Origin of the sequence: Polaromonas sp. YR568, from assembly GCF_943369415.1 — a bacterium.
In the GTDB taxonomy this organism is placed as follows: Bacteria; Pseudomonadota; Gammaproteobacteria; order Burkholderiales; family Burkholderiaceae_C; genus Polaromonas.
Genome location: NZ_CALRNF020000006.1, coordinates 1 through 22,641 on the forward strand (window position 1 = coordinate 1; position 22,641 = coordinate 22,641).

General features: G+C 65.5%; 21 protein-coding genes and 1 pseudogene. 8 read left to right on the forward strand and 14 right to left on the reverse strand.

Features of this window, described 5'->3' with window-relative positions:
* Positions 1-407: 407 nt before the first annotated feature.
* Entirely contained in the window at positions 408-572 is a 165-nt protein-coding gene (locus ACLV74_RS05755; protein ID WP_411878422.1) for a hypothetical protein, read from the reverse strand.
* A 630-nt stretch (positions 573-1,202) separates the two neighbouring features.
* Between ACLV74_RS05755 and ACLV74_RS05760 the strand changes: the two genes are divergently transcribed.
* Positions 1,203-2,279 carry an isocitrate/isopropylmalate dehydrogenase family protein gene (locus ACLV74_RS05760; RefSeq protein WP_411878423.1) on the forward strand — a complete coding sequence of 359 codons (1,077 nt, stop codon included), beginning with the start codon at positions 1,203-1,205 and terminating at the stop codon, positions 2,277-2,279.
* Positions 2,280-2,613: 334 nt separating this feature from the next.
* Here the strand turns inward: ACLV74_RS05760 and ACLV74_RS05765 are convergent, their stop codons facing one another.
* The 8 genes from ACLV74_RS05765 to ACLV74_RS05800 all read right to left on the reverse strand — a co-directional run bounded on the left by ACLV74_RS05765 (position 2,614) and on the right by ACLV74_RS05800 (position 10,721).
* Complete coding sequence (locus ACLV74_RS05765; RefSeq protein ID WP_411878424.1) at positions 2,614-3,714, reverse strand: AbrB family transcriptional regulator; 1,101 nt, start codon at positions 3,712-3,714, stop codon at positions 2,614-2,616.
* A complete protein-coding gene (locus ACLV74_RS05770; protein ID WP_411878425.1) occupies positions 3,707-4,468 on the reverse strand; it encodes an SDR family NAD(P)-dependent oxidoreductase in 762 nt (253 codons plus the stop codon). The genes ACLV74_RS05765 and ACLV74_RS05770 overlap by 8 nt, the downstream gene beginning before the upstream one ends.
* A 35-nt stretch (positions 4,469-4,503) precedes the next feature.
* Entirely contained in the window at positions 4,504-5,889 is a 1,386-nt protein-coding gene (locus tag ACLV74_RS05775) for an MmgE/PrpD family protein (RefSeq protein WP_411878426.1), read from the reverse strand.
* A 20-nt stretch (positions 5,890-5,909) separates the two neighbouring features.
* Positions 5,910-6,647, reverse strand: a complete 738-nt coding sequence (locus ACLV74_RS05780; protein ID WP_411878427.1) for a molybdate ABC transporter substrate-binding protein — start codon at positions 6,645-6,647, stop codon at positions 5,910-5,912.
* A 131-nt stretch (positions 6,648-6,778) separates the two neighbouring features.
* Positions 6,779-7,756: a Bug family tripartite tricarboxylate transporter substrate binding protein gene (locus ACLV74_RS05785; RefSeq protein WP_411878428.1), complete on the reverse strand. Its 978-nt coding sequence runs from the start codon at positions 7,754-7,756 to the stop codon at positions 6,779-6,781.
* A 53-nt stretch (positions 7,757-7,809) separates the two neighbouring features.
* Positions 7,810-9,318 (reverse strand): tripartite tricarboxylate transporter permease, encoded by a 1,509-nt coding sequence (locus ACLV74_RS05790; protein ID WP_411878429.1) that lies wholly within the window; start codon positions 9,316-9,318, stop codon positions 7,810-7,812.
* A gap of 25 nt (positions 9,319-9,343) precedes the next feature.
* Positions 9,344-9,808, reverse strand: a complete 465-nt coding sequence (locus tag ACLV74_RS05795) for a tripartite tricarboxylate transporter TctB family protein (protein WP_411878430.1) — start codon at positions 9,806-9,808, stop codon at positions 9,344-9,346.
* A gap of 127 nt (positions 9,809-9,935) precedes the next feature.
* Positions 9,936-10,721, reverse strand: coding sequence for a VOC family protein (locus tag ACLV74_RS05800; protein ID WP_411878431.1), 786 nt, complete (start codon positions 10,719-10,721; stop codon positions 9,936-9,938).
* Positions 10,722-11,008: 287 nt separating this feature from the next.
* On the opposite strand from ACLV74_RS05800, the gene ACLV74_RS05805 reads away from it, so the two are divergent.
* Entirely contained in the window at positions 11,009-11,923 is a 915-nt protein-coding gene (locus ACLV74_RS05805) for a LysR family transcriptional regulator (RefSeq protein WP_411878432.1), read from the forward strand.
* Between the two features lie 6 nt (positions 11,924-11,929).
* On the opposite strand, the gene ACLV74_RS05810 is transcribed toward ACLV74_RS05805, so the two are convergent.
* A complete protein-coding gene (locus tag ACLV74_RS05810; protein WP_411878433.1) occupies positions 11,930-12,223 on the reverse strand; it encodes a hypothetical protein in 294 nt (97 codons plus the stop codon).
* A 155-nt stretch (positions 12,224-12,378) separates the two neighbouring features.
* A complete protein-coding gene (gene htpG, locus ACLV74_RS05815) occupies positions 12,379-14,259 on the reverse strand; it encodes a molecular chaperone HtpG (RefSeq protein ID WP_411878434.1) in 1,881 nt (626 codons plus the stop codon).
* A 291-nt stretch (positions 14,260-14,550) separates the two neighbouring features.
* Here htpG and ACLV74_RS05820 point away from each other — a divergent pair, with 291 nt between their 5' ends.
* The 6 genes from ACLV74_RS05820 to ACLV74_RS05845 are packed head-to-tail and all read left to right on the forward strand — an operon-like array spanning position 14,551 to position 20,223.
* Entirely contained in the window at positions 14,551-15,021 is a 471-nt protein-coding gene (locus ACLV74_RS05820; RefSeq protein WP_411878435.1) for a spore coat protein U domain-containing protein, read from the forward strand.
* A 22-nt stretch (positions 15,022-15,043) separates the two neighbouring features.
* Positions 15,044-15,514 carry a hypothetical protein gene (locus tag ACLV74_RS05825; protein ID WP_411878436.1) on the forward strand — a complete coding sequence of 157 codons (471 nt, stop codon included), beginning with the start codon at positions 15,044-15,046 and terminating at the stop codon, positions 15,512-15,514.
* A 25-nt stretch (positions 15,515-15,539) separates the two neighbouring features.
* A complete protein-coding gene (locus ACLV74_RS05830) occupies positions 15,540-15,977 on the forward strand; it encodes a hypothetical protein (protein ID WP_411878437.1) in 438 nt (145 codons plus the stop codon).
* A 38-nt stretch (positions 15,978-16,015) separates the two neighbouring features.
* Positions 16,016-16,786, forward strand: a complete 771-nt coding sequence (locus tag ACLV74_RS05835; RefSeq protein ID WP_411878438.1) for a molecular chaperone — start codon at positions 16,016-16,018, stop codon at positions 16,784-16,786.
* A gap of 51 nt (positions 16,787-16,837) precedes the next feature.
* Positions 16,838-19,339 (forward strand): fimbria/pilus outer membrane usher protein, encoded by a 2,502-nt coding sequence (locus tag ACLV74_RS05840; protein ID WP_411878439.1) that lies wholly within the window; start codon positions 16,838-16,840, stop codon positions 19,337-19,339.
* Positions 19,336-20,223 (forward strand): spore coat protein U domain-containing protein, encoded by an 888-nt coding sequence (locus tag ACLV74_RS05845; protein ID WP_411878440.1) that lies wholly within the window; start codon positions 19,336-19,338, stop codon positions 20,221-20,223. Before ACLV74_RS05840 ends, ACLV74_RS05845 begins: the two co-directional genes overlap by 4 nt.
* A gap of 18 nt (positions 20,224-20,241) precedes the next feature.
* Here ACLV74_RS05845 and ACLV74_RS05850 read toward each other — a convergent pair whose 3' ends face one another.
* From ACLV74_RS05850 to ACLV74_RS05860, 3 genes and pseudogenes are all read right to left on the reverse strand, one after another.
* Positions 20,242-21,522, reverse strand: a complete 1,281-nt coding sequence (locus tag ACLV74_RS05850; RefSeq protein WP_411878441.1) for an esterase/lipase family protein — start codon at positions 21,520-21,522, stop codon at positions 20,242-20,244.
* A 35-nt stretch (positions 21,523-21,557) separates the two neighbouring features.
* Positions 21,558-22,034 (reverse strand): annotated as a pseudogene (locus ACLV74_RS05855) (serine hydrolase); the annotation flags it as partial.
* A 67-nt stretch (positions 22,035-22,101) separates the two neighbouring features.
* Positions 22,102-22,572 carry a response regulator gene (locus tag ACLV74_RS05860; protein WP_411878442.1) on the reverse strand — a complete coding sequence of 157 codons (471 nt, stop codon included), beginning with the start codon at positions 22,570-22,572 and terminating at the stop codon, positions 22,102-22,104.
* Positions 22,573-22,641 lie beyond the last annotated feature (69 nt).

Consider the following 22,641-nt stretch of genomic DNA (forward strand, 5'->3'; position numbering starts at 1 on the left):
TGCGATCGGAAGAGAGCGAGCCCAGCTACCAAAGGCGGGCAACCCCAAGCAAGCTCGATCCCTACGCCGAGAAGCTGGCCACCTGGCTAGTCATCGAGGCAACAAAATCGCGGAAACAGCGGCGCACTTTGAGGCAGATCCACACAGACATAGGACTTGACATCCCAAAATGGCGCAACCCAAGGCTGATCAAAATGCGGTCGAGCCCTCATTTGAGCGTCTAGACGCGCGGCGCCAAATATCTGATCCATGTCCGCGGGAGAGATGCACGCTACCGCTGGGAATCCGCCAATATCAATTCCACCGGGATAAGACGAGTTATCTGCCGGGCTATAGCCGGTGCGGTACTCATTAGTGACGCTCAGCATCTCTGGGGCCTGGTCCATTGCTGAGACATTGAATCGCCATCAATTCGCAGTTCTGTAGTGCGGATCTGTCAACATCGTGTTCCACTCTAAAACTTCAAACCCAGTGACTTCCTGCAATCGCTGAGGATCGCCAATGACGTTCAAATCGAGCGCCGTTTTTAATCGACCCAAGAAGCTGATGACCTGTTGCTTCTGGTCTTCCATATGCTGCTTTTGTTGATTTGTCAGATGTGAGTTCTGCTGCGCTGGATTGCACGCACAAACTAAGATCGCAACGGGCAGCAACCATAGAGTCCTCTTGCTTGAATTTTGAAGCCTGAAAGTTGTCATGCTTTGTGGGGTTGCCTATGTCAAGTGCTGCGGAGCTTACAAGCGCAGCGATGTATCAGTCAAAAATCGCCATTCACTGTCCGCAACAAGACAATGTCATCACTCATTTGTTTTACTCACCGTTCTTCCAGGAGTAAGAAGGCGTGCATTCGGCCTGTGTGTCCATCAACAAAATGAAGAACCGGCTGTGCGGATAGAAGCCAAAAAATTTTGAGGCTCGGAGTTTCGGCATCGGCCTTGCCCCAAGACAGGGACTGAACCATCGCGCAGGCAGCGCGCCATCACGGCGACCCGCCTGGGCGGGCGACGGCAAGCGTGCGTGAATGGGTCGTGGTGCATCCGCGCTTCGAAGTTTGATGCGCGCGCCGCATCAAACTTCAGCATCTTTGCAATTTACATAGGCAAAGCGCTCAAGCATCATCGGGCACTCCGGCCACGCCATGGCCGCTTTAAAACAGCCCTGCAAGCGCGCGCTCAGCCGGGCCATCAAGAGACAAAGCCTGCATGACAAACAAATCCCACCTCGTCCTCGGCGCCCTGAACGGCGACGACATCGGCCATGAAATCGTCCCGGCTTCGGTGGAGGTGGCAAGCGCCGCGGCCCTGCTGCACGGGCTCAGCATTGACTGGCGGCCCATGCCGGTGGGCCGCAGGGCGCTGGACACGCACGGCTCCACCCTGCCCGAGGGCACGCTGGAAACGCTGCAGAAGATGGACGGTTTTGTGCTGGGCCCCATAGGCCACCGCGACTATCCCAAGGGCCCGGGCGCCATCAACCCGCACCCCATCATGCGCAAGCACTTCAACCTGTTCGCCAACGTGCGGCCCACACGCTCCTACCCCGACATCGGCTGCCTCTACGACAACGTGGACCTGATCATCGTGCGCGAGAACAACGAGGGCTTCCAGCCCGACCGCAACATGCTGCTGGGCACGGGCGAATTCCGGCCCACCGACGACATCACGCTGTCGGTGCGCGTCATCACGCGCGTGGCCAGCGAGCGCGTGGCCCGCGTCGCGCTGGAACTGGCGCGCTCGCGCCGCAAGCTGCTGACCGTGGTGCACAAGAACACGGTGTTCAAGCTGGGCTGCGGCATGTTCGTGGAAGAATGCCACAAGGCCGCGAAGGATTACCCCGACGTCACGGTCAACGAGGTCATCGTCGACACCATGGCCATGCGCCTGGTGCGCGACCCGCACAACTTCGACGTGGTGGTCACCACCAATATGTTCGGCGACATTCTGTCGGACGAAGCGGCCGGGCTGGTGGGCGGCCTGGGCATGGCGCCGGGCCTGTGCATCGGCGAAGGCGACTTCGCGATGGCGCAGGCCACGCATGGCTCCGCGCCGGACATCGCGGGCAGCGGCCGCGCCAATCCCTACGCCATGATCGAGTCGACGCGCATGCTGCTCGACTGGCTGGGCCGGCGCAAGAACATTCCGCAGGCGGTGGCCGCGGCGAAGTCCATGCAGGAGGCCACGGCCGCCGCGCTGGGTAATGCGGCCGCGCGCACCGGCGACATACGTGGCAGCGGTAACACGGCGTCGTTCACCGCCGCCGTCATCAAGGCACTTAAATAAAGTATGTGATGAGCCATGGCTGCTATGCCATCTTGCTCGCCGACCGTAGTCTGGCGCAAGCGCTGGAGCGGATAAAAGGAAATGCGCTATCGAAGCTCGAGATGACAGGTTTCCATCTGGCGCGCGGTGAGCTGCTCCCTGGGCAGCATTGGCGCCGCCCTGGCGCTGGATGCGCGGCGCAAGTTTGGCTAAGTTGGCAGGCTGAGCGCCGCTGGCCCCCATCCCAGCCTTCCCCCAGAGGGGGGGAAGGGGCCAGAGTGGCTGAGCAAACAGTCGTGAAAAATGCTCCTACTCCTTCCCCCGCTGGGGGAAGGCTGGGATGGGGGCCGACGACCTAAGGGTTCGAACCGAAGGCCTTGTCGTGCACCCAGCCCGTGCGCACCAGGAACTTGAACACCCAGCGTATCGACAGCACCGTCGAGATCACGCGGAAGAAATGAAAGGCCGTCACGATGGGCGCGCCTATGCCGAAGGTCTTGGCGATGATGGCCATTTCGGCCGTACCGCCGGGCGCCACGGCGAGGAAGGCCGTCAGCAGCGAGATGACGCCGGTCTTGCTCAGGCCCCAGGCCAGCAGCACACAAATCGCCAGCATGCTGAGCGTGACCGCTGCGGCCGAAGCCAGCATGCGCGGCGACTTGATGAAGAACTGGCGCGTCATGTGCTGGCCCAGGCTCCAGCCTATCAGCACCTGCGCCGCGACCAGCGCCTCGGGGAACATGCGGCCGTTGACGCCCGAGGCGGCAAAGGAGCCGGCCATGATCACCGGGCCCAGCAGCCAGGCGTTGGGCACGCGCAGGCGTTCGGCCAGCCAGCCGCAGGCCGGCGCGAGGAAGACGAAGAGCAGCGCGAGCTGCCAGCCGATGGCGGGCGTGGCCGCTGAAATATAGGGACCGGCTTTTTCGCCGCTGTAGTGCGCGACGACCGAGGCCAGCGTGACCACCAGGATGATGCGGATGGCGTGGGCCGAGGCGACCTGCGCGCCGTCGGCGCCGGCCTTTTGCGCCTGCAGCGCCATTTCGGCCGAGGCGCCGACCGCCACCGAATAAATCGCCGTGGGCCCGTCGATGCCGGCCAGGCGCTGGATGACGCGCGAGAACAGCATGGTGAGCATGATGGAAAACGCGGCGCCCGCGAGCATCCAGTGGCCCAGCGACGCGACTTCGCGTATCACCTCCTGGGTAAAGGTCAGGCCCAGGGCCGTGCCTATGGTGATCTGCGCGGCGCGCCGGCCCTGCAGCGGTTGCCGCCCGCCCACGCCCAGCAGCATCACCAGGGCCGTGCCCATCATGGCGCCCAGCACCCAGGGCAGCGGGATCTTCAGCGAGAAGGCGGCATAACCACCGGCCGCCGCGGCCACCAGCGTCAGCAGCCTGCGGCCCCAGAGCTGGAACGCCGTCTGCGGCGCCGCGTCGGGAACCGCCTTGTCAGACACTCAGGTAGGTCCCGCCATTGACGTGCAGGGTCTGCCCGGTGATGAAGCGCGCCGACGGCCCGGCCAGCCAGACCACGGAAGCCGCGATCTCGGCCGCCGTGCCGCGACGGCCCAGCAGCGGATGGTGTTTGGCGTGGTGCTTGGGCGCGGCGGTGGAGCTGCTGGTGGCGCGCTGCGTGTCGACCATGCCGGGCGACACGCAGTTCACGGTGATGCCTTCGGGCGACAGGTCGTGCGCGAGCGCGCGCGTGAGCCCGCCCAGGCCGGCCTTGGCCGTGACCACGTGCACGCGCTCGGGCGCGCCGGTGTGGGACGTCATGCCGCCTATGTTGATGACGGCGCCGCGATCAGAAGCCCTGAGCAGCGGCAGCGCCGCCTGCGTGCAGAAGAAGGCGCCGTCCAGGATGACGGACAGCGTGTCGCGCCAGTCGCGGGCCGAGATGTCGGCCAGCGGCGCTTCGCGCCGTATCGCGGCGTTGTTGACCAGGATGTCGAGACGGCCCCACGCGGCCTTGATGCTGGACACCATGGCCGCCACCGCGGCCTCGTCGGTCACGTCGGCCACGCACAGCAGCGCCTGCCCGCCGGCGGCGATGATTTCATCGACCACGGCCTGGCCTTCAGCCGCCGAGGAGCGCACGTTGACGGCGATGGCCACGCCGGTGGCGGCCAGGCCCAGCGCGATTTCGCGCCCGATGTTGCGGCCCGAGCCGGTGACCAGCGCGACGGCCTGGGGTTTGTGGGTGTTGCTCATGAAACGTCTTTCAATCTTCAATTTTCCAAAAATCTTCAGGCCGGCAGGCGAGACAGGTCGACCCTGGGCTGGTCGAGCAGGCCGGCCATCACGTCGGCCATCTGCTGCGCCTGCGTTGCCGTGAGCCCACCGTACACACAGTTGGCCACGAACTTGCGTTGGATGTCGTTATCGCTGAGCGGGTGCTCGGCACCGCCCTTGAAGTAGCCCTGGCGGTGTTCATAGACCTCGCCGTTTTTCAGCGTCACGCGCAGGTGGCCGGTGAACTGGTTGGGGTAGGGATTGGCCGGGTCGATGATGTAGGAGACCTTGCCCGCCAGGCGCGTCATGGCCGGGTCTTTCACCACGTCCTCGTCGTATTCGCCCAGGCCGGCGTCACCCTTGAGGATGCCGGCAGCAATCGCATACGGCGTGCTGAACTTGGCGGCATAGCCGTTGGGCGGCGACTGCTTCATGGCCAGCGGCTCCCACAGGCGGTGAACAATGCCTTCGGCGGTTTCGGCCTCAATGGTGGCGATCTGCTCCGGGTCGATGTTGCGCGCGCGGAATTCGCGGCCGCAATCGATATAAGGGTGGGACATGGTGCCGCAGGCATAAGGCTTGAAGGCGATGGTGGTGCACAGCCACTGCTTGCCGAAGCCGTCCATCATGGCTTCGAAGTTGCCTTCCAGCGTGTTGGCAAAACCGTGGAACAGGCCGTGGTGGCCTTCGAACACGGTGCGCGGGCCGACGAAGCCGCCCTGCGCCAGGCGCACGGCGCGGTAGCCCGATTGCGCCGCCCAGCCGGGGTGCATGCGTTTGGTCCAGGAGCCGTCGGCCAGGTACTCGATCAGGCCGCCGGCCATGCTGCCGGCAATACCGAAGGCGTTGACGAATTCTTCTTCCGACAGGCGCAGCGCGGCGCCAATGCCGGCGACGGCGCCCATCACGCCGAAGATGGCCGTGGGATGAAAGCCTGCCTTGTGCACGCGCATGGGCGCGACCTTGCAGAGGCGGCACATGACTTCCAGCCCCACCGCAACGCCGCGCAGCAGGTCGGCGCCCGAGAGCTGGTGGCGCTCGGCCGCGGCCAGCAGCGCCGGGATGATGACCACGCCGGCGTGCACGGGCCCGCCTTCGTAGGTGTCGTCGAAGTCCTCGCCGTGCGAGGCGATGCCGTTGACGAAGGCCGCGCCTTCGGCCGTGAGCTTGCGCGGAAAGCCGATGACGGTGCAGTTGCCGTCGCCGTCCAGCGCGGCCAGCGCCGCCTTCACATAGGTCTGGCCGCGCGCGGCCAGGCACAGGCCGGCGATGTCGAGCAGCAGGCGGTCGGTGACGGCGCGCGTGCCCGCGTAATCTGCTGGCGTGCAGGCCAGGATGCCTTGGGCCAGGCGTTCAGAAATGGTGGGGGATGTTGCGGTGGATTTGGAGCTGCTGGACATAAGTTTTTTTCCTCGTTTTTTTAAAGGGTTGCAGGCACGGCGGTGGCGCTTTGGCCTTCGCCGAAACCGGCGACACGAAGCGCCTGCCGGTCGCCCGTCAGGCGGCGCATGAAGTCGCGGGCACGCTCGGGGCTTTTCGAATGCACGGCCAGGCCTGCGGAATAAATCACCTTGCTTTGCAGCTCGGCCGGCAGCGGGCCGGCCAGCGCCATGCCGGCGCCGGCGATGATTTCCGTCATCTGCATGACGCCGAGTTCCCGCGGGCCGGTGCCGCGCGCCAGTTCGGCCATGGCCTCGTGGCCGCTGCTGCAGTAGACAAGGCGCGGCCGCACCTGCTCGAGGATTTCGAGGCGTTCCAGCACCTTGATGAGCACCATGCCGGCGGTAGCCACGGCAGGGTCGGGGCAGACGATTTTTTTGGCGGCAAGCAGGTTTTCGCGCAGGGCTTGCTGGTTGGCGACTTCGGGCACCGGTGTGCCGGCGCGCACGGCCAGGCCCGTGCCCACGGTGCCGAGTTCAGCGCGCGAACCGGGTACGACGAGTTTTTTGAGCACCAGCTCGTCGAGCAGCGCATCCGTCAGCACGATGACGTCCACCGGCTCGCCCACCAGCACGCGTGACTTCATGGACTGGACAGCTCCATAACAGGCATTGACGGTACCCGGATGTTCCAGCCGGAGCGAGTCCACCAGCCGCGCCACAACGGCCTGCGCGGCCCCGGCACTGAGAATATTAAGAGCTTCCAAGCATCTCTCCAAAATGAGATTTTTTGTTGTCTGTCAGGTGCCGGCGCGCCTCGCGCCAGGCGCAGGCCCGCCCGCGAGCGGAGCGCGGCCTTCGCCGCTACCCCGCCGTTGCGTCAAAGTCGGCTGGGTGAAAGAAGCCGCGCTCAGCGCACCAGCTTCATGCCGGCAAGCTGGAACTGGGTACGCATGTCTTTCTCGATCGCCTCGATGGACTTGCCCAGTTCGGCACCGTTCGAATAGCTGTCTTCGAGCTGGTTGTCGGCCACGTATTTTTTCCACGAGGCGGTCTGGCGCAGCCTGGAGAACAGGTCTTCGTAGTAGGCCAGCGCTTCTTTCGGGATGCCGGGGGGCGCCATGACGGCGCGGATCTGCGGCGTGGCCACGATGTCAAAACCGGCCTGCTTGAGCGTCGGCGTGTTGGGGTAGCCGGGCAGCGGGGTTTCAGCGATCTGCGCCAGCACGCGCAGCTTGCCGGCACGGATCTGCTCGCCGGCTTCCTGCGGCTCGATCACCATCATGTCGACGTGGCCGCCGAGCAAGGCGGCCAGGCGCTCGCCGCCGCCCTGGAAGGACACAAAGGCCCACTTGGCGCCGGTGTGCTGCTGCAGCTGCTGGCGCACGATGTTGTCGCGCGAAGTCACCGAGCCGCCGGACTGCTTGAGTTCACCGGGCTTGGCCTTGGCCGCGTCGATGAAGTCCTTCAGGGTCTTGTAGGGCGAGTCGGCGCGCACGGCGAACACCGCGGGCTCGAGCAGCAGGCGAGCAACCGGCGTCAGGTCGTGCAGCGTGACCTTGGCTTCATTGGTCGTGAGCGGGTTGGCGATCCAGACGCTGGTGATGAAACCCAGGGTGTGCGAGTCGCCCTTGCGCTCGGCGATCGCCGCGGCCGCCACGGCGCCGTTGCCGCCCGGCTTGTTGACCACCTGCATGCGCACCGGCAGCAGCTTTTCTTTTTCCAGCATCTGCGCAACCGCGCGGGCCAGCAGGTCGTTGCCGCCGCCGGGCCCGGTGTGGACGATGACGTCGACCGTCTTGGTCGGCTTCCACTGGGCCTGGGCCAGGCCGCTGAAGCCGGCCAGCGCCATCATGCCGACGGCGCAAAGTGTTTTCGAAAATTTCATGGCTTGTCTCCTGTTTTAAATATGGCAAAACGCAAAGGGAAATCAGGCTTGGCTCAGGCTTCGGCGTCGATCATCTGCACGCGCGCCGAATTGAATTTCTTGATCAGCGGCACGATCAGCAGGAAGGCGGCGATGCACAGCAGCACGGCGGGAATCGGCCGGAACAGGATGGACAGGTGGCCCTGCGACATCATGAGCGACTGCCGCAGGGCTTTTTCCATCGAATCGCCGAGCACCAGGCCCAGCACCAGGGGGGCCGTCGGGAAGTCCAGCTTGCGCATCGCGTAACCCACCAGGCCGAACAGCACCAGCAGGGCCAGCTGGAAGATGCTGGAGTCGGAGGTGTAGACGCCGATGATGGACACGCCCAGGATCAGCGGGTACATCACATAACCCGGCATCTTGAGCAGCTGCGCGAACAGCGCGACCAGCGGCAGGTTCAGGATCAGCAGCACCACGTTGCCGATGTACATGCTGGCCACCAGGCCCCAGAACAGGGCCGGGCTTTCCTCGATGAACAGCGGGCCGGGCTTGAAACCCCAGAGCACCAGCGCCGCCAGCAGGATGGCCGTCGTGCCGCTTCCGGGAATGCCGAGCGTCAGCAGCGGCACCATGGCGCCGGCGGTGTCGGCATTGTTGGCGCCTTCGGGGGCGGCCACGCCTTCGATCACGCCGGTGCCGAATTTTTCAGGATGCTTGGAATACGACTTCTCGATGCCGTAGCTCAGGAAGGACGAGATCGTCGCGCCGGCGCCCGGCAGGATGCCGATGAAAAAGCCGATCAGCGAGCCGTTGAGGAAAGCGTATTTGCAGTCCTTCATGTCCTGCCAGGTCGGCAGCAGGTTCTTCAGCCCCTTGGGCACCGGCAGCATGTCCAGCGGTTTTTCGGGCTCCATGTTGGACATCACCTCGCCGACGGCAAATATGCCGATGGCGACGATGACGAACTCGATGCCGCCCAGCAGCTCGGTCTGGCCGAAGGTAAAACGCGAGGTGGCGGTGAACAGGTCGGTGCCCATGCTGGCGATCCACAGGCCCACCATCATGGACAGCAAGGCCTTGGTCAGCGAATCACCGGCCAGCAGCACCACCATCGTCAGGCCCAGCACCATGAGGGCGAAGTACTCGGGCGCGCTGAAAGCCAGCGTAAGTTTTGCCAGCGGCGGTGCCACCAGCATCAGCAGCACGGTGCCTATGGTGCCGGCGATGAAGGAGGCGATGGCGCTGATGCCCAGGGCCGCGCCCGCGCGCCCGTTGCGCGCCATCTGGTAGCCGTCCAGGCAGGTCACGACGGAGGAGGTTTCTCCCGGCACGTTCAGCAGGATGGAGGTGGTGGAGCCGCCGTACTTGGCGCCGTAATAGATGCCGGCGAGCATGATCATCGCGCCGGTCGGGTCCATCTTGAAGGTCAGGGGCAACAGCATCGCGATGGTTGCCGGGGGGCCGAGGCCGGGCAGCACGCCGACGACGGTGCCCAGGAAACAGCCCAGAAAGCACATGCCCAGGTTCATCGGCGTCAACGCAACCGAAAAACCCTGCATCAATCCATTGAAAATATCCATGGTGCTTGTCTCTTGTATTTTTTAATTATGAAAACAGCGTGCCGACGGGAAGCTGGAGTTCCAGCGCCCACGAAAACAGCGCGTAAAAACCCACGGCCCCGCCGACGGCATAGGCCAGCGCCACTTTTTGCGGGCGCTTGAACATGATGGCGATGATGAACCAGGTGAGCAGGCCGAAGGCGATCATGAAACCGACGTACTTGAGCATGGCCACGCACACCGCCAGCGCGGCCCAGCAGGTCATGGCGCGGCGCAGTTCCGACCAGCGCAGCACTTTCTGGCTCCTGGGGTCATTCTTGAGCACCGTGCCGGCCACCAGGGCCAGCGACAGCAGCACCATCACCGAGCCGTACCAGAGCGGGAAAAAGCCCGGGCCCGGGCCTTCCTCGGTCATGTAGGGCCAGCCCAGGGCCTGGCTGACGATGTAGATGCCCAGCGCGGCCAGTGCCAGCCCGGCCCAGAAATCGCCCTTTCGGGTGAATGTATTCATTGCTTGTCTCCGACTGTTTTGTTTTCTCACCGCCTCTTGGCGGGCGGTGGATGATCCCTGGCGGCAAGCCCGCGGCCACAAAGTGGTGCGCGGGCTTGCATTTCTCTTGGTTTGGCGACCCGGCGGCTCAGCGTCCCAATTGTGTGTAACGGCCGATTTCCACCAGTTCGGCAATGGTGCCGCCCGGGTCGCGGAACTTGACCGGGATCACGCCGGGGTCGCTGATGACCTCGCAGCCCATGGACTTGATGTCGCGCGTGGATTTCTCCAGGTCTTCCACCTCGACGGCGAAGTGGTGGATGCAGGGGCCTTCGCCGGAGGCGGTGGACTCGGCCGAGGTCGTTCCGGCGTCGTACTTGATCAGGGTGAAGTCGATCTCGCCGTCCGTCATGTGGCGCGAGGTGTGGTCGCGCGTCTTCTTGGTTTCGGTGTCGCGGAAGTCGAACAGCTTGATGTAGAAGTCGCCGACGGCCTTGATGTCTTCGACCTTCAGCGAGATGTGCGTGATGCGGTTGATCTTCTGGCCCTGGTTGTCGGTCTTGTAGCGGCCGATCTCGACGAGTTCGGCGATGGTGCCGCCGGGCGCGCGGAACTTGACCGGGATCACGCCGGGGTCGCTCACCACCACGCAGCCGTTGGCCTTGATCTCTTCCGTGGATTTGGCCAGGTCTTCCACCTCGATGCCGAAGTGGTGGATGCAGGGGCCGTCGCCGGCCGCGGTGGATTCGGCCGAAGTGGCGTCGTCGTCATAGGTCAGCAGCGTGAAGTCGATCTCGCCGTCCGTCATGTGGCGCGAGGTGTGGTCGCGCGTCTTCTTGGTCACGGCGTCCTGGAAGTTGAACATCTTCTGGTAGAAGTCACCGGTTTTCTGGATGTCGTCGACCTTCAGCGACAAATGGACTATGCGGCTCATAAATATCTCCTTTTATAGGGAAGGGCCACGGGGCCCCTCCAGGCTGTTTTTTGGGCGGTAGCCAGCCGGCGGCTTCAGCTCAAAGCCACCGGACCAGCTTCCGGAAGTGGGTTCATGCCTCACCGGTTTGTCTCACTGCAGGAGATTCCGGCACCTTTCACCGCCCCCGACGGTGCTGTGGCGCATGCGCATGCGGGCAGCAACTTCGGAAACGGCATGCACGAATGATGGGCCAAGACTATTGCTCTGTAAAATGCAATCTTTCTTATGATTAATGCGTGGCACACATGAATTTCGATTTGCCGGATTTGCGCGCTTTCGTGGCGGTGGCCAAGCTGGGCAGCTTTCGCGCCGCCGCCGAAGAGCTGCACCTGTCCCAGCCCGCGCTGTCGCGGCGGATTGAAAAGCTGGAGGGCGCCCTGGGCGTGCGCCTGTTCCACCGCACCACGCGCAAGGTGGACATGACGACGGTGGGCCGCGAGTTCTCGCACCGGGCCAACGAGCTGCTCAACAACCTGGAGCAGTCGCTGATGGGCATCCGCGACGTGGCCACGCACGTGAGCGGCGAGGTCACCATCGCCTGCATTCCCTCGGCCGTGCGCTACTTCCTGCCCGGCATCCTCAAGGCCTACCACGAGCGCTACCCGCAGATCATGGTGCGCATCATCGACCAGGGCGCCAACGAAGTGCTGACCACGCTGCTGCGCAACGAGGCGGATTTCGGGCTCAACTACATCGGCACGCAGGAGCCCGACCTGGAATTCGAGCCCATCCTCAAAGAGCCTTTTGTGGTGGCCTGCCGCACGGAGCACCCGCTGGCGCGCAAGAAAAAAGTCACCTGGTCGGAGTTGACCGCGCACGAGTACATGTCGGTCACCAAAAACAGCGGCAACCGCTTTTTGCTGGACCTGGCGCTGAGCGAAAACGCCAGCCGGCCGCGCTGGTACTGCGAAGCGCAGCACGTCTCCACGCTGGTCAGCCTGGTCGAGGCCGGCATGGGCGTGGCCGCCGTGCCGCGCCTGTCCATGCCGCCCGACGGCCACCCCATCCTGGTCAGCGTGCCGCTGGTGGACCCGGTCATCACGCGCACCGTGGGCCTGATACGCCGGCGCGGCCGGCCGCTGTCGTCGGCAGCGCAGCAGCTGTATGACCAGATGGCGGCGCTGGCGCCCAAGGCCAAGCGGAAAAAAGCCGCGCGTTAGATCGGCTCAACGGCCCGTCATCGAAAGCGCATGCGCGCTATGCATTTCAAAAACGCCGGTTATTTTCTCCAGCAATTCAAGCTCGCGCGCCGCCGGCGCAAGATCCTTGATGAGGGCCGCCTTTGTCTTTTGCCAGGCCGGCATGATGTCTTGCGCCATTTTGCGGAAGCCTTTCAAGGTCTCGGGCAGGCGAAACCCGCAATCCTTGCAGAGGGCTTCCCATGAATGGACGCCCACGGCATCGAAGTTGTCCTCGTCGCCGATGTACAGCGCCAGGGCGGTATCGCCATACGCGCGCACGCACAGCAGGAAAACTCCGCCTACTTTCGTAAATTGTCCTTAAAAGAACAATTCTTGGCCCTCACCCTCAGGGATAAAACATTTGTCCTCAAGAGGGCAAATAACTCTAAATTTTCTGAAATTTAGAGAAATTCGTCCCCATAAGAACAATATTTCTAGACCAGCAACGCATTCACCCGCCGCACATAAGCCGCCGGGTCGTTCGGCATGCCGCCTTCGGCCAGCAGGGCCTGATCGAACAGGATGTGCGCCAGGTCGTCGAAGTGCTCGCTGCTTTCGAGTTTTTTGACCAGCGGGTGCTGGGCGTTGACTTCCAGGATGGGCCTGGATTCGGGCACGGCCTGGCCGGCCTGCTTGAGCATGCGGGCCAGCTGGGTCGACATGTCGCCGTCCTGCACCACCAGGCAGGCCGGTGAATCGACCAGGCGCGTGGTGGCGCGCACGTCCTGGGCCTTGTCCTTGAGCGCTTCCTTGAGCTTGTCGAGGATGGGCTTGAACTGCGTCTGCGCTTCTTCGGCGGCTTTCTTCTCGTCCTCGTCCTGCAGCTTGCCCAGGTCCACCGCGCCCTTGGCGACGGACTGCAGCGGCGTGCCGTCGAATTCGTTCAGGTAGTTGAGCGCCCACTCGTCGACGCGGTCGGCCATCAGCAGCACTTCGATGCCCTTCTTGCGGAAGATCTCGAGTTGCGGGCTGTTCTTCGCGGCGGCCAGCGTGTCGGCGGTGATGTAGTAGATCGCGTCCTGGCCTTCCTTCATGCGGGCCTTGTAGTCGGCAAAGCCCACGCTCACCGTGTCGGTGGTCGATGAGGCGAAGCGCAGCAGTTTGGCCAGGCGGTCGCGGTTGGCGAAGTCTTCGCCCAGGCCTTCCTTGAGCACGGCGCCGAACTCGGCGTAAAAGGTCTTGAACTTGTCGGCGTCGTTGGCGGCCAGGTCTTCGATCATGCCCAGCACGCGCTTGGTGCAGCCTTCGCGGATGGCCTTGACGGCGCGGCTTTCCTGCAGCAGTTCGCGCGAGACGTTGAGCGGCAGGTCGGACGAGTCCACCACGCCCTTGACGAAGCGCAGGTAGGTCGGCATCAGCGCCTGGGCGTCGTCCATGATGAAAACGCGCTTGACGTAGAGCTTCACGCCCGCGGCCTTGTCGCGGTTGAACATGTCCATGGGCGCCTTGGCCGGGATGAACAGCAGCTGCGTGTATTCCGTGGCGCCTTCCACGCGGTTGTGCGTGGTGGCCAGCGGCGCCTCGCTGTCGTAGCTGAGCTGGCGGTAGAACTCGTCGTACTGGTCCTGCGTGATGTCTTTCTTGGCGCGCGTCCACAGGGCCGCGGCCTGGTTGACGGTTTCCCACTCGCCGGTCGCCACCATCTCGCCGGGCTGGTCGTTTTCGCCCTCTTTCCATTCCTCTTTGGCCATCAGGATGGGCAGCGAGATGTGGTCGGAGTATTTGTTGACGATGCCCTTGAGCTTCCAGGCGTTGAGGTAGTCGAGCGCGTCTTCCTTCACGTGCAGGATGATGCTGGTGCCGCGCTCGGCGCGCTCGATCTCGCTGACCTCGAACTCGCCGGTGCCGTCGCTGCTCCAGCGCACGCCCTGGCCGGCCGGCAGGCCCGCGCGGCGGCTTTCCACCGTGATCCTGTCGGCCACGATAAAGCCCGAATAAAAGCCCACGCCGAACTGGCCTATCAGCTGCGCATCGTTTTTCTGGTCGCCCGAGAGCTTGGCCATGAAGTCGCGCGTGCCGCTCTTGGCGATGGTGCCCAGGTTGTCGATGGCTTCCTGCTGCGACAGGCCTATGCCGTTGTCGGTGATCGTCAGCGTATTGGCGGCCTTGTCGAAGCTCACCTTCACCTTGAGTTCGGCGTCGTTTTCGTAGAGCGACGCGTCGTTGAGCGCCTCAAAGCGCAGCTTGTCGCAGGCGTCCGAGGCATTGGAAATCAGCTCGCGCAGAAAGATCTCGGGGTTCGAGTAGAGGGAGTGCGTGACCAGCTTGAGCAGCTGGGCGACTTCGGCCTGGAAGGAGAGGGTTTGTTTTTGCATGGTCTGGGTCATAGTTGTTTCATGTTTGTTACGAATTCACCGCAAATGAAGGTGAAAAGTGCCATCAAGAAGCCACATTTACATTTTTTACATGTAGGTATTTGGGCCTCATTTAAAAATAAATCCAAGTATTTCAAGGGTTTGACGTGACAAATTGCCCACATGAAGGCGCTATTACAGTTACATATAAACTGATTTCTGAAATACCTGGTTACAGTCCAATCACTTCGAAATTTGTCCCGTTTGCCCCGCTTGCCTCGTCCTTGTTTCCGTCCTAACTGGAGAACAGTCATGAAAAAGATCATTTTAGTTACCGCCCTCGCCTTCGCCGCCATCCTGTCGGCACCCGCCCAGGCAGCCAACGATTCCTCCACCGTCGCCGTCACCATCAACCTGACGTCCAAATGCGTGTTCGGTGCCGTTGCTCCCGTGGTGTTCAGCTACACCTCGTTCCAGACGACGGCGGCCACGGCCTCCGGCGGCACCTTCAACATGAAGTGCACCAACACCCTGCCGTACAAGGTCGGTTTCACCAACGCGCCCACACCGGCCATCGCCGATGCGGTGACCGATGACGCCGTCAACCTGGCCTACTCGCTGGGCCTGTCGGCCACCACCGGCACCGGCACCGGCGTCGACCAGGCTTACACCGTGACCGGTACCATGGCCCTGGGCCAGTCCGGCAACTGCGCGGCCCTGGGCGGCGCCTGCGTCAATACCGCCGCAACGAACAAGAACCGCACGATTTACGTCGTTTATTGATCCAGGGATTTAAAGCGCTGTCATGAAAAAACTTCTTGTCTCAGGTGTCATGGCGCTGGCCGCCATTCTGACCTCTCCGGTGCAGGCCGCTACCGACTCGGCCACCGTGGCGGTGACGATCAACCTGACGTCGAAATGCGTGTTCGGCACCATGAATGCCGTGGTGTTCAACTACACCTCGTTCCAGACGACGGCGGCCACGGCCTCCGGCGGCACCTTCAACATGAAGTGCACCAACACCCTGCCGTACAAGATCGGCTTTACCAACGTCGCCACACCGGCCACGACCGACGCCGTGACCGACAACGCGGTGAACCTGGCCTACACGCTGGGCCTGTCGGCCACCACCGGCACCGGCAGCGGCGTCGACCAGGCTTACACCGTGACCGGCACCATGGCCCTGGGCCAGTCCGGCACCTGCGCAACCGCCGGCGGTGCATGTACCAACAGCGCCGCGACCAACAAGACCCGCACGATCTACGTCGTTTATTGAGTCAACGACCGTCCCGGTGTCCCGCATGAAACCCCCGACCCACCGCGCCTGGCTGGCTGTTGCCGCCGGCCTGTGGACGGGCGCGGCGATGGCGGGATCGGCCCCGGCTTTCCTGAACGTCAGCATCACGCTGCGCAGCGCCAACTCGGTGGTGCCGGGCGTGACAAGCGGACTCAGGGCACCCATCCCGCGGCCATTGGCCTGCACCAGCGAAACGCTCACCGAGCCCACCAACGCCGTGGTGCGCGTGGTGTGCGCCACAAGCCAGTTTGTCAGCATCGCCCCGTCACCGGGTAAACCCTTTCTCGGCACGCACGACAGCCCCTTTCGCTACAACCTGGGCACCGGCGCCGCAGGCAATGCCACGACCACCACGACCACGGGTGCGAGCACCGTCACCGGATTGCGGATTTACAACGCCTACGGCTCGGCCGGGCCGCAGGAAATGCTGGTAAGGTTTTAAGTGGCACGGCGGCTGTCAAGGGCTGTTAAGCTCGGGGCATGAAGCTCTTCCCTCAACTGCACCGCCCGGCCTCGGCTCCCGCTCTGTACGGCCCCGCCGCTATCATTTTGTTAGCAATCGGCGTGCTGTCGGCGGCACCGGCGCCCGCGCTGGCGGGCGTGTTCTCGGTGACGCCGGTGCGCATCTACATGACGCCGCGCGACCGCGCGGTGGCTGTGACCATCACCAACGAAGGCGACACGGAAGTCGTGCTGCAGGCCGACCTGAACGCCTGGACGCAGAAGCCCGACGGCACCGACGAGCAGGTGCCCACCGAAGACCTGATTCTTTCGCCGCCCATCATCAAGCTGGCGCCCAATGCGCGCCAGGTCGTGCGCCTGGCGCTGCTCAAGCCCGCCGACGCCAGCCGCCAGCTGATCTACCGCATGATCATGCGCGAGGTGCCCGAAGCCGTGGCATCGCGCGACAAGACCATCCAGGTGCCGATAGCGCTGGCCTTGTCCATGCCCGTGTTCATCACCCCCCCGCCGGCCAAGCGCGACGTGGTGTGCCAGGCCGAGCGCGGCGCGGCGCAGGCCCTGAACGTCACCTGCAGCAACAGCGGCACGGCCTATGCGCAGGTCCGCGAAGTGCTGGTCAAGCGCGGCACCCAGGTGCTGGCGAAGTTTGAAGGCGGCACCTACATCCTGCCCGGCGCCCGCCAGGTCATGAGCGCCAAGGGCGAGCAGGCCATCGCGCCCGGCGCGGCGCAGCTCGGCGTGAGTTTTGACGACGGCAAATCGCAAACCTTCGACATCACGCTTCCCTGAAGCCCGCAGCGCGCCGGGCGGGCCCGCCCGCCGCGCACCGACCACCAGCCCATGCGAGACCGCCCCATCGCCGACCCCTGCCTGCGCCCCCTGGCCCGCGCCCTGATCCGGGCCGGTTGCGGCTGCGCACTGTTCGCCGCGGCCATGCCGCTGCTGGCTGCCGGGCCGGCCACCGACCTGCCCCCCGCCAGGCTGCAGCTGTCACCGGCGCTGGGCACCGCCACTGCGCGCGCACCCGCGGCGGCAGCGGACCGCGTCATCCAGGGCTCGCCCACGGCGCTGCGCATGCTGCCGCTGGAAGTCACCGTCAACGGCGCCCCGTCCGGCAGCTGGGTGTTGATGGAGCGCGGCGGCACCCTGTACGCGCCGGCCGACGCCTTCGAGGAGTGGCGTGTCACTTTGCGCCCCACCGCCGTCCCCTTCGAGCACCAGGGCCAGCAGTGGTACCCGCTGTCGGCCGTACCGGGCTTTGACGCGCAACTCGACTTCGCCAACCAGTCGGTCGATCTCAAATTCCAGCCCCAGGCCTTCGCCGCCACGCGGCTGGGCCAGCCGTCGGCCGAGCGCCTGCCGCTGACGCCGCCCACGCTGGGCATCTTCGCCAACTACGACCTCAGCTACACCCGCAGCGCGCAGCGCGACCTCGGCTCCACCCAGGACCTGAGCGCGCTGCTGGAGCTGGGCGCCTCCAATGCGCTGGGCGTGTTTACCAGCACCTACGCGGCGCGCAACATCACCAGCACCGACCCGCTGGCGCCGCGCACCCTGCGCCGGCTGGAGACCACCTTCACGCGCGACCTGCCCGACGACAACCTGACACTGCGCCTGGGCGACAGCAGCACGCGCAGCGGCAGCTGGGGGCGCTCGGTGTACTTCGGCGGCGTGCAGCTCAGCCGCAACTTCGGCTTCACGCCCGGCTTCATCGCCCAGCCCCTGCCGGTGGTGACCGGCCTGTCCAGCGCGCCCAGCACGGTGGAGCTCTACATCAACGACGCGCTGCGCCAGACCTCGCAGGTGCCGACCGGGCCTTTCGCCATCGACAACTTCCCGCTGCTCACCGGCAACGGCCAGGCCCGCATCGTGGTGCGCGACGTGCTCGGCCGCGAAACCGTGCTGGTGCAGGATTTTTTCAGCCACGCCGAGCTGCTCGAGGAAGGCCTGAGCGACTGGAGCGTGGAAGCCGGCGCCGTGCGCCGCGACCTGGGCACCAGCAACGCCGACTACGGCCAGGTGTTCGGCTCGGGGCTGCTGCGCTACGGCCTCACCAAGAACCTGACGCTGGAGACGCGCGGCGAGCTCGGGCGCGAAACCCAGGGCGCGGGCGTGGGGCTGGTGCAGGCCCTGCCCTTCAGCATGCTGGGACAGCTCGGGGTGGCCGTCAGCCGCGACAACACCTTCGGGCGCGGGCAGCAGTGGCTGGCCGCGCTGCAGCATTCCAGCCTGCGCCACGGGTTCACCCTGCGCAGCGAAGGCGCCTCGCGCGGCTACCGGCAGATCGGCCAGGAGGTCAATTCGCTGGCCTACCGGCGCCAGATCTCGGGCAGCTACACCTACTCGGCCGAGCGCCTGGGCGCCCTGGGCCTGGGCTTTGCCCGCGTCGCCAGCTACGACCAGGGCACGCTCAGCACCTACAGCGCCAACTACTCGATACGCGTGGGCGAGCGCAGTTCGCTGTCTTTCAACGTCGTGCACGTCAGCGGCCAGCCCGGCGGCGCGGCCAGCGCCACCTCGGTCGGCGTCAGCCTGCTGGTGCCGCTTGAAAAGCAGCTCACGCTGTCGGCCAGCGCCTCGCACCGCAACGGCCAGAGCGACGGCTACGTCAGCGCCAACCAGGGCATGAGCGACGTCACCGGCCTCTCCTGGCGCACGCTGGCGGGCCGGCGGACCGGGCAAAGCTATGCCGAGGGCGGCCTCTACTACCAGGGCACCCAGGGCATGGTCACGGCGGACGTCAACGCCTCGTCGGGGCAGCAGACCGTGCGCCTGGGCGCGCAGGGCGGGCTGGTGGCCATCGACGGCGAGGTCTTCGCCTCGCGGCCCATCCAGGACAGCTTCGCGCTGGTCGAGGTGCCCGGCTATGCGAATGTCGGCGTGGGCTTCCAGGGCAGCGTGCTGGCGCGCACCAACAAGGACGGCAAGGCGCTGGTGCCGCGCCTCCTGCCCTACCAGTCCAACAGCATACGGCTGGACCCGAGCGAGCTGCCCATCAGCGCCGAACTCGACAGCATCGAGCAGCAGGTGGTGCCGGGAAACCGCACCGGCGTGATCGTCAAGTTCCCGGTGCGCAGCGGCCGCGGCGCGCTGGTCAGGATCGTGTTCGACGACGGCGAGCCCGCGCCCGCGGGCGCCGGGATCGAACTGATCGGCGACAAGCAGGAGTTCTTCGTCGCCCGCCGCGGTGAGGCTTTTATCACGGGATTGCAGCCCGCGAACCAGTTGCGCTTGAATTGGGAGGGCGCAAGCTGTACCTTCGCGGTAAACCTGCCTCCCGCAACCACCCAGGACGACATCGCGCGCGTGGGCCCCCTGACATGTTCTGGAGTACGCCGTTGAAACACCTTGTGCTGAAGTTTCTCTTTTTGCTGGCCGCGTTCGCGGCGGGCGGGCCGGCTCAGGCGGTCACCTGCAACGTCACGGCCACCTCGGTGCCGCTGTCCACGCTGTACGCCACCGGCACCGCGACGCAGTTCACGGGCACCGTCAGCGGCAGTTGCACCAAGCAGGCCGGCGATGCCGCGCGGCCCTACATCTACATCGGCATCAACCAGGGTGAGCCGCCCGCCGGCCGCGCCATGACGCGGCAAAACGGCACCCAGACGCTGACCTACGAGATTTACCACCGCACCTACGGATCGGGCTTATGGACCGAGGCCACCGGCGTCGCCAACACCTCGACGACCAACGGCGGCGTGGTCTACCGGATGGCCAACAACAACACGGCCCAGTCCTTCTCCTATCCCTACTACCTGCGCATCCCCACTCCGCAAACCGGCAAGCCCGCCGGCATTTACGACGACCTGGCCGTTTCCGTCACGGTCCGCGAAAGCAACATCCTGAGCACCGCCACCGGCGCCATCCTCGCCGTCACCAGCTTCGGCGTGAGCGCCAGCATCCAGCACTCCTGTTATTTCAGCTCGGCCCCCACGCCGATGACCATCAACTACACCTCCTTCACGGCGACGGCCGCCACCGGGAGCTCGGCCTTCCAGCTCAGCTGCACCTACAACACTCCCTACACCCTGACGATAGGCCCGCCCAGCACCGGCACCCTGCTGGGCCTGAACTACAGCCTGGCCATGAGCGCGCCCTCGGGCACCGGCACGGGCGCCGGGCAGAACTTCAACGTCAACGGCACGGCCACGGCCAACCAGTCCGGCACCTGCGCCAGCGGCGCCTGCAGCGCCAGCCAGACGCATACCATCACGGTTGGGTTTTAGCCGGCAGCCCGGCGGGGGCTATACCGCGCGCAGCCAGCGCAGCACCTGCCGCGTCACCTCGGGCCGCCTGAGCAATTCCATGTGGTTCATGCCCTGCGCGATCCACTGGTTTTCCGGCGGAAACGCCAGGCAGCGGCCCGGTTCCGCATGCAGGCCCAGCGCGCTGTCCAGCGACACCAGGCCGTCGCCCACCATCTTGCGGGCCAGCGCCTCGCGCACCGCCACCAGGGGGCCGTTGCCGGGCGCCAGCGTGGTGGCCGCCACGGTGTAGCAGGCCACGCCGGCCGGCAGGGGCACGGCTTGCCGCGCATCGGGGCCGCGCTCAAAGCGCCCCGCGTCGTGCCAGTCGGCCTGCAGCAGGTTGCCGTAACGCAGGTCGGTGATGCCGGCGCTGCGCACCTGGCCTATCTTCGCGAAAGGTCTGGTCACGATGTTGCCGCCCAGCACGCCGTCCACCCAGCTGCCCAGGCGCTCCAGCGGCGCGCCGTGGTGCGGCGTGCCCAGGAACACCAGCGCCTTGAGCTGCGCCAGCCAGCTGTGGCCGGCTTCGCCCGCCTGGCGGCAGGCGCTGCGCGCCACCAGGCCGCCCATGCTGTGCACCAGCAGCGTGATCTCCTGCACCGGCTGCGGCCAGGCCTTCACCAGTTGCTGCAGCAAGCCGGCCATCTGCTCGCCGTTGGCCGAGGTGTGCAGGCCCGTGTTGTAGTGCAGGTAGACGGGCGTGCAGCCCAGCTCGCGCGCCAGCTGCTCGCCGTGACCCCATTGCAGGTCGTTCATGCACAGGCCGTGCACCATCACCAGCAGCTTTCCCGTCGCGCCCGGCAGCCGGTCGGCCAGCGCCTGCGGCTCCAGCAGCAGCGGCAGGCCTTGCGAACGCAGGCGCATGGAAATCGCCAGCGGATTGGCCGTCTCCGCCAGCCGGTCGCCCAGCACGCCATTGAGCGCCGACAGCATGGCCTCGCGCTGCGGCGTCGAGGGTCGCGTATCGGGCTTCGCCGCCGCGCGCGACAGCAGCGCGTTGGCCGTGCCGCCGGCCAGCCGCGTCACGCCCTTGATGCCGCCGTAGACCAGGCCGGTGATGCCCAGCGCGCGCACGCCGCTGGCGCCCGGCTTGCGATCCACGAACTTCGCGCCCAACGGACCGAAGGGCGCGGCGACCGCCTTGTAGACGTTGCCCTGCACGTTTTCGACCAGGCCCGTGACGCCCAGCGTGGCCTGCGTGGCAAGCTGCGCCAGGCCCTGGATATCGGAGACATGCAGCCAGGTGGGCAGCAGGCTGGACGGGTCGGGTGTGCGCATGCCCCATTGTGGAGGCACAGCCGCGCGCGCACCAGCTATTTGCACAGGCTCAACAACTCCGCCGGCGGGGTGGGCTCGATGATGCCGGTGGCGGGCGGCAGCGCCGGCACCGGCTCGGGCGCGCCCGGGTTGAGCACGTTGTGGATGCGCGCGGCCAGCACGAAGCGCGGGTAGGCCGCGTCGCCAATCGTGTTGCTGCCGTTGGCCAGCAGCACCACGTCGTAGCCGCTGCCGTAGCTCGCATTGGCCGCGGCAAAGCTGACCGTCTGCCCCGCCGCGCCGTAGCTGCCCGGCCCGCCCAGCGCCGCCAGCCCCATGCCTATGGGCGCGGCCTTTCCGCCGGCCAGCGCGGCCGGCGTGCGCATGCGCGCCAGGCTGGCGGCCGACAGCACGGCGCCGCTTTTAAGCGCGCCGTCCCAGCGCACCATGTCGGAGGCGGTGGACACCACGCCGCCCGTCGCGTCAAAGCCCGAATTGAGATCCGGGCACACCCGCCAGGCGTCGCCCGGCTTGACGCGGTAGTGGCCGACGGCCGCCCCAAGGCCGCCCCAAGGCCGCCCATTCCAGCGGCAGCAGGCCTCAGGAACCCGAAGGTGTCCTGCGCGTTTGCATGGCGTGCGCTTCCCGGTTGCGTGCCACGGCCGCGCGCTGGGCCTGCTGGTTGGCCGGTTTCACCTCCTGGGCCGTCTGTTCGGCGCAGTAGGCGAACAGGCCGTCCAGCTCGCTGGATTTGTCGAACACCGCGTCGGCGCCCAGGTCCATGGCGCGGCGGCGGATTTCGTCCGTGGCGTAGTTCGTGAGCACCACCACCTTCTGGTAGGGCTCGCGCTTGCGGCAGCCCGCCAGCACGCCCAGCCCGCTGCCCTCTTTCAAAAAGAGGTCGACGATGGCCAGGTGCCATTCGCCGTCGTGCATGCGCAGCCATTGGGTGGCCTCGGCCTGGGTGGCACTGTGCCCCGTGATCTCGACAGCGGCGATCTCCTGGAGCGCCTCGACGAGGTTGTCCAGAACGATCTTGTTGTCTTCGACGAGGTATGTGATGAGTGCCATACAACCCACTTTAGGCCGCGGCAAAACATAAGCTGCAATCCGTTGGCCTGCATCCGGGTAGGACAGAGC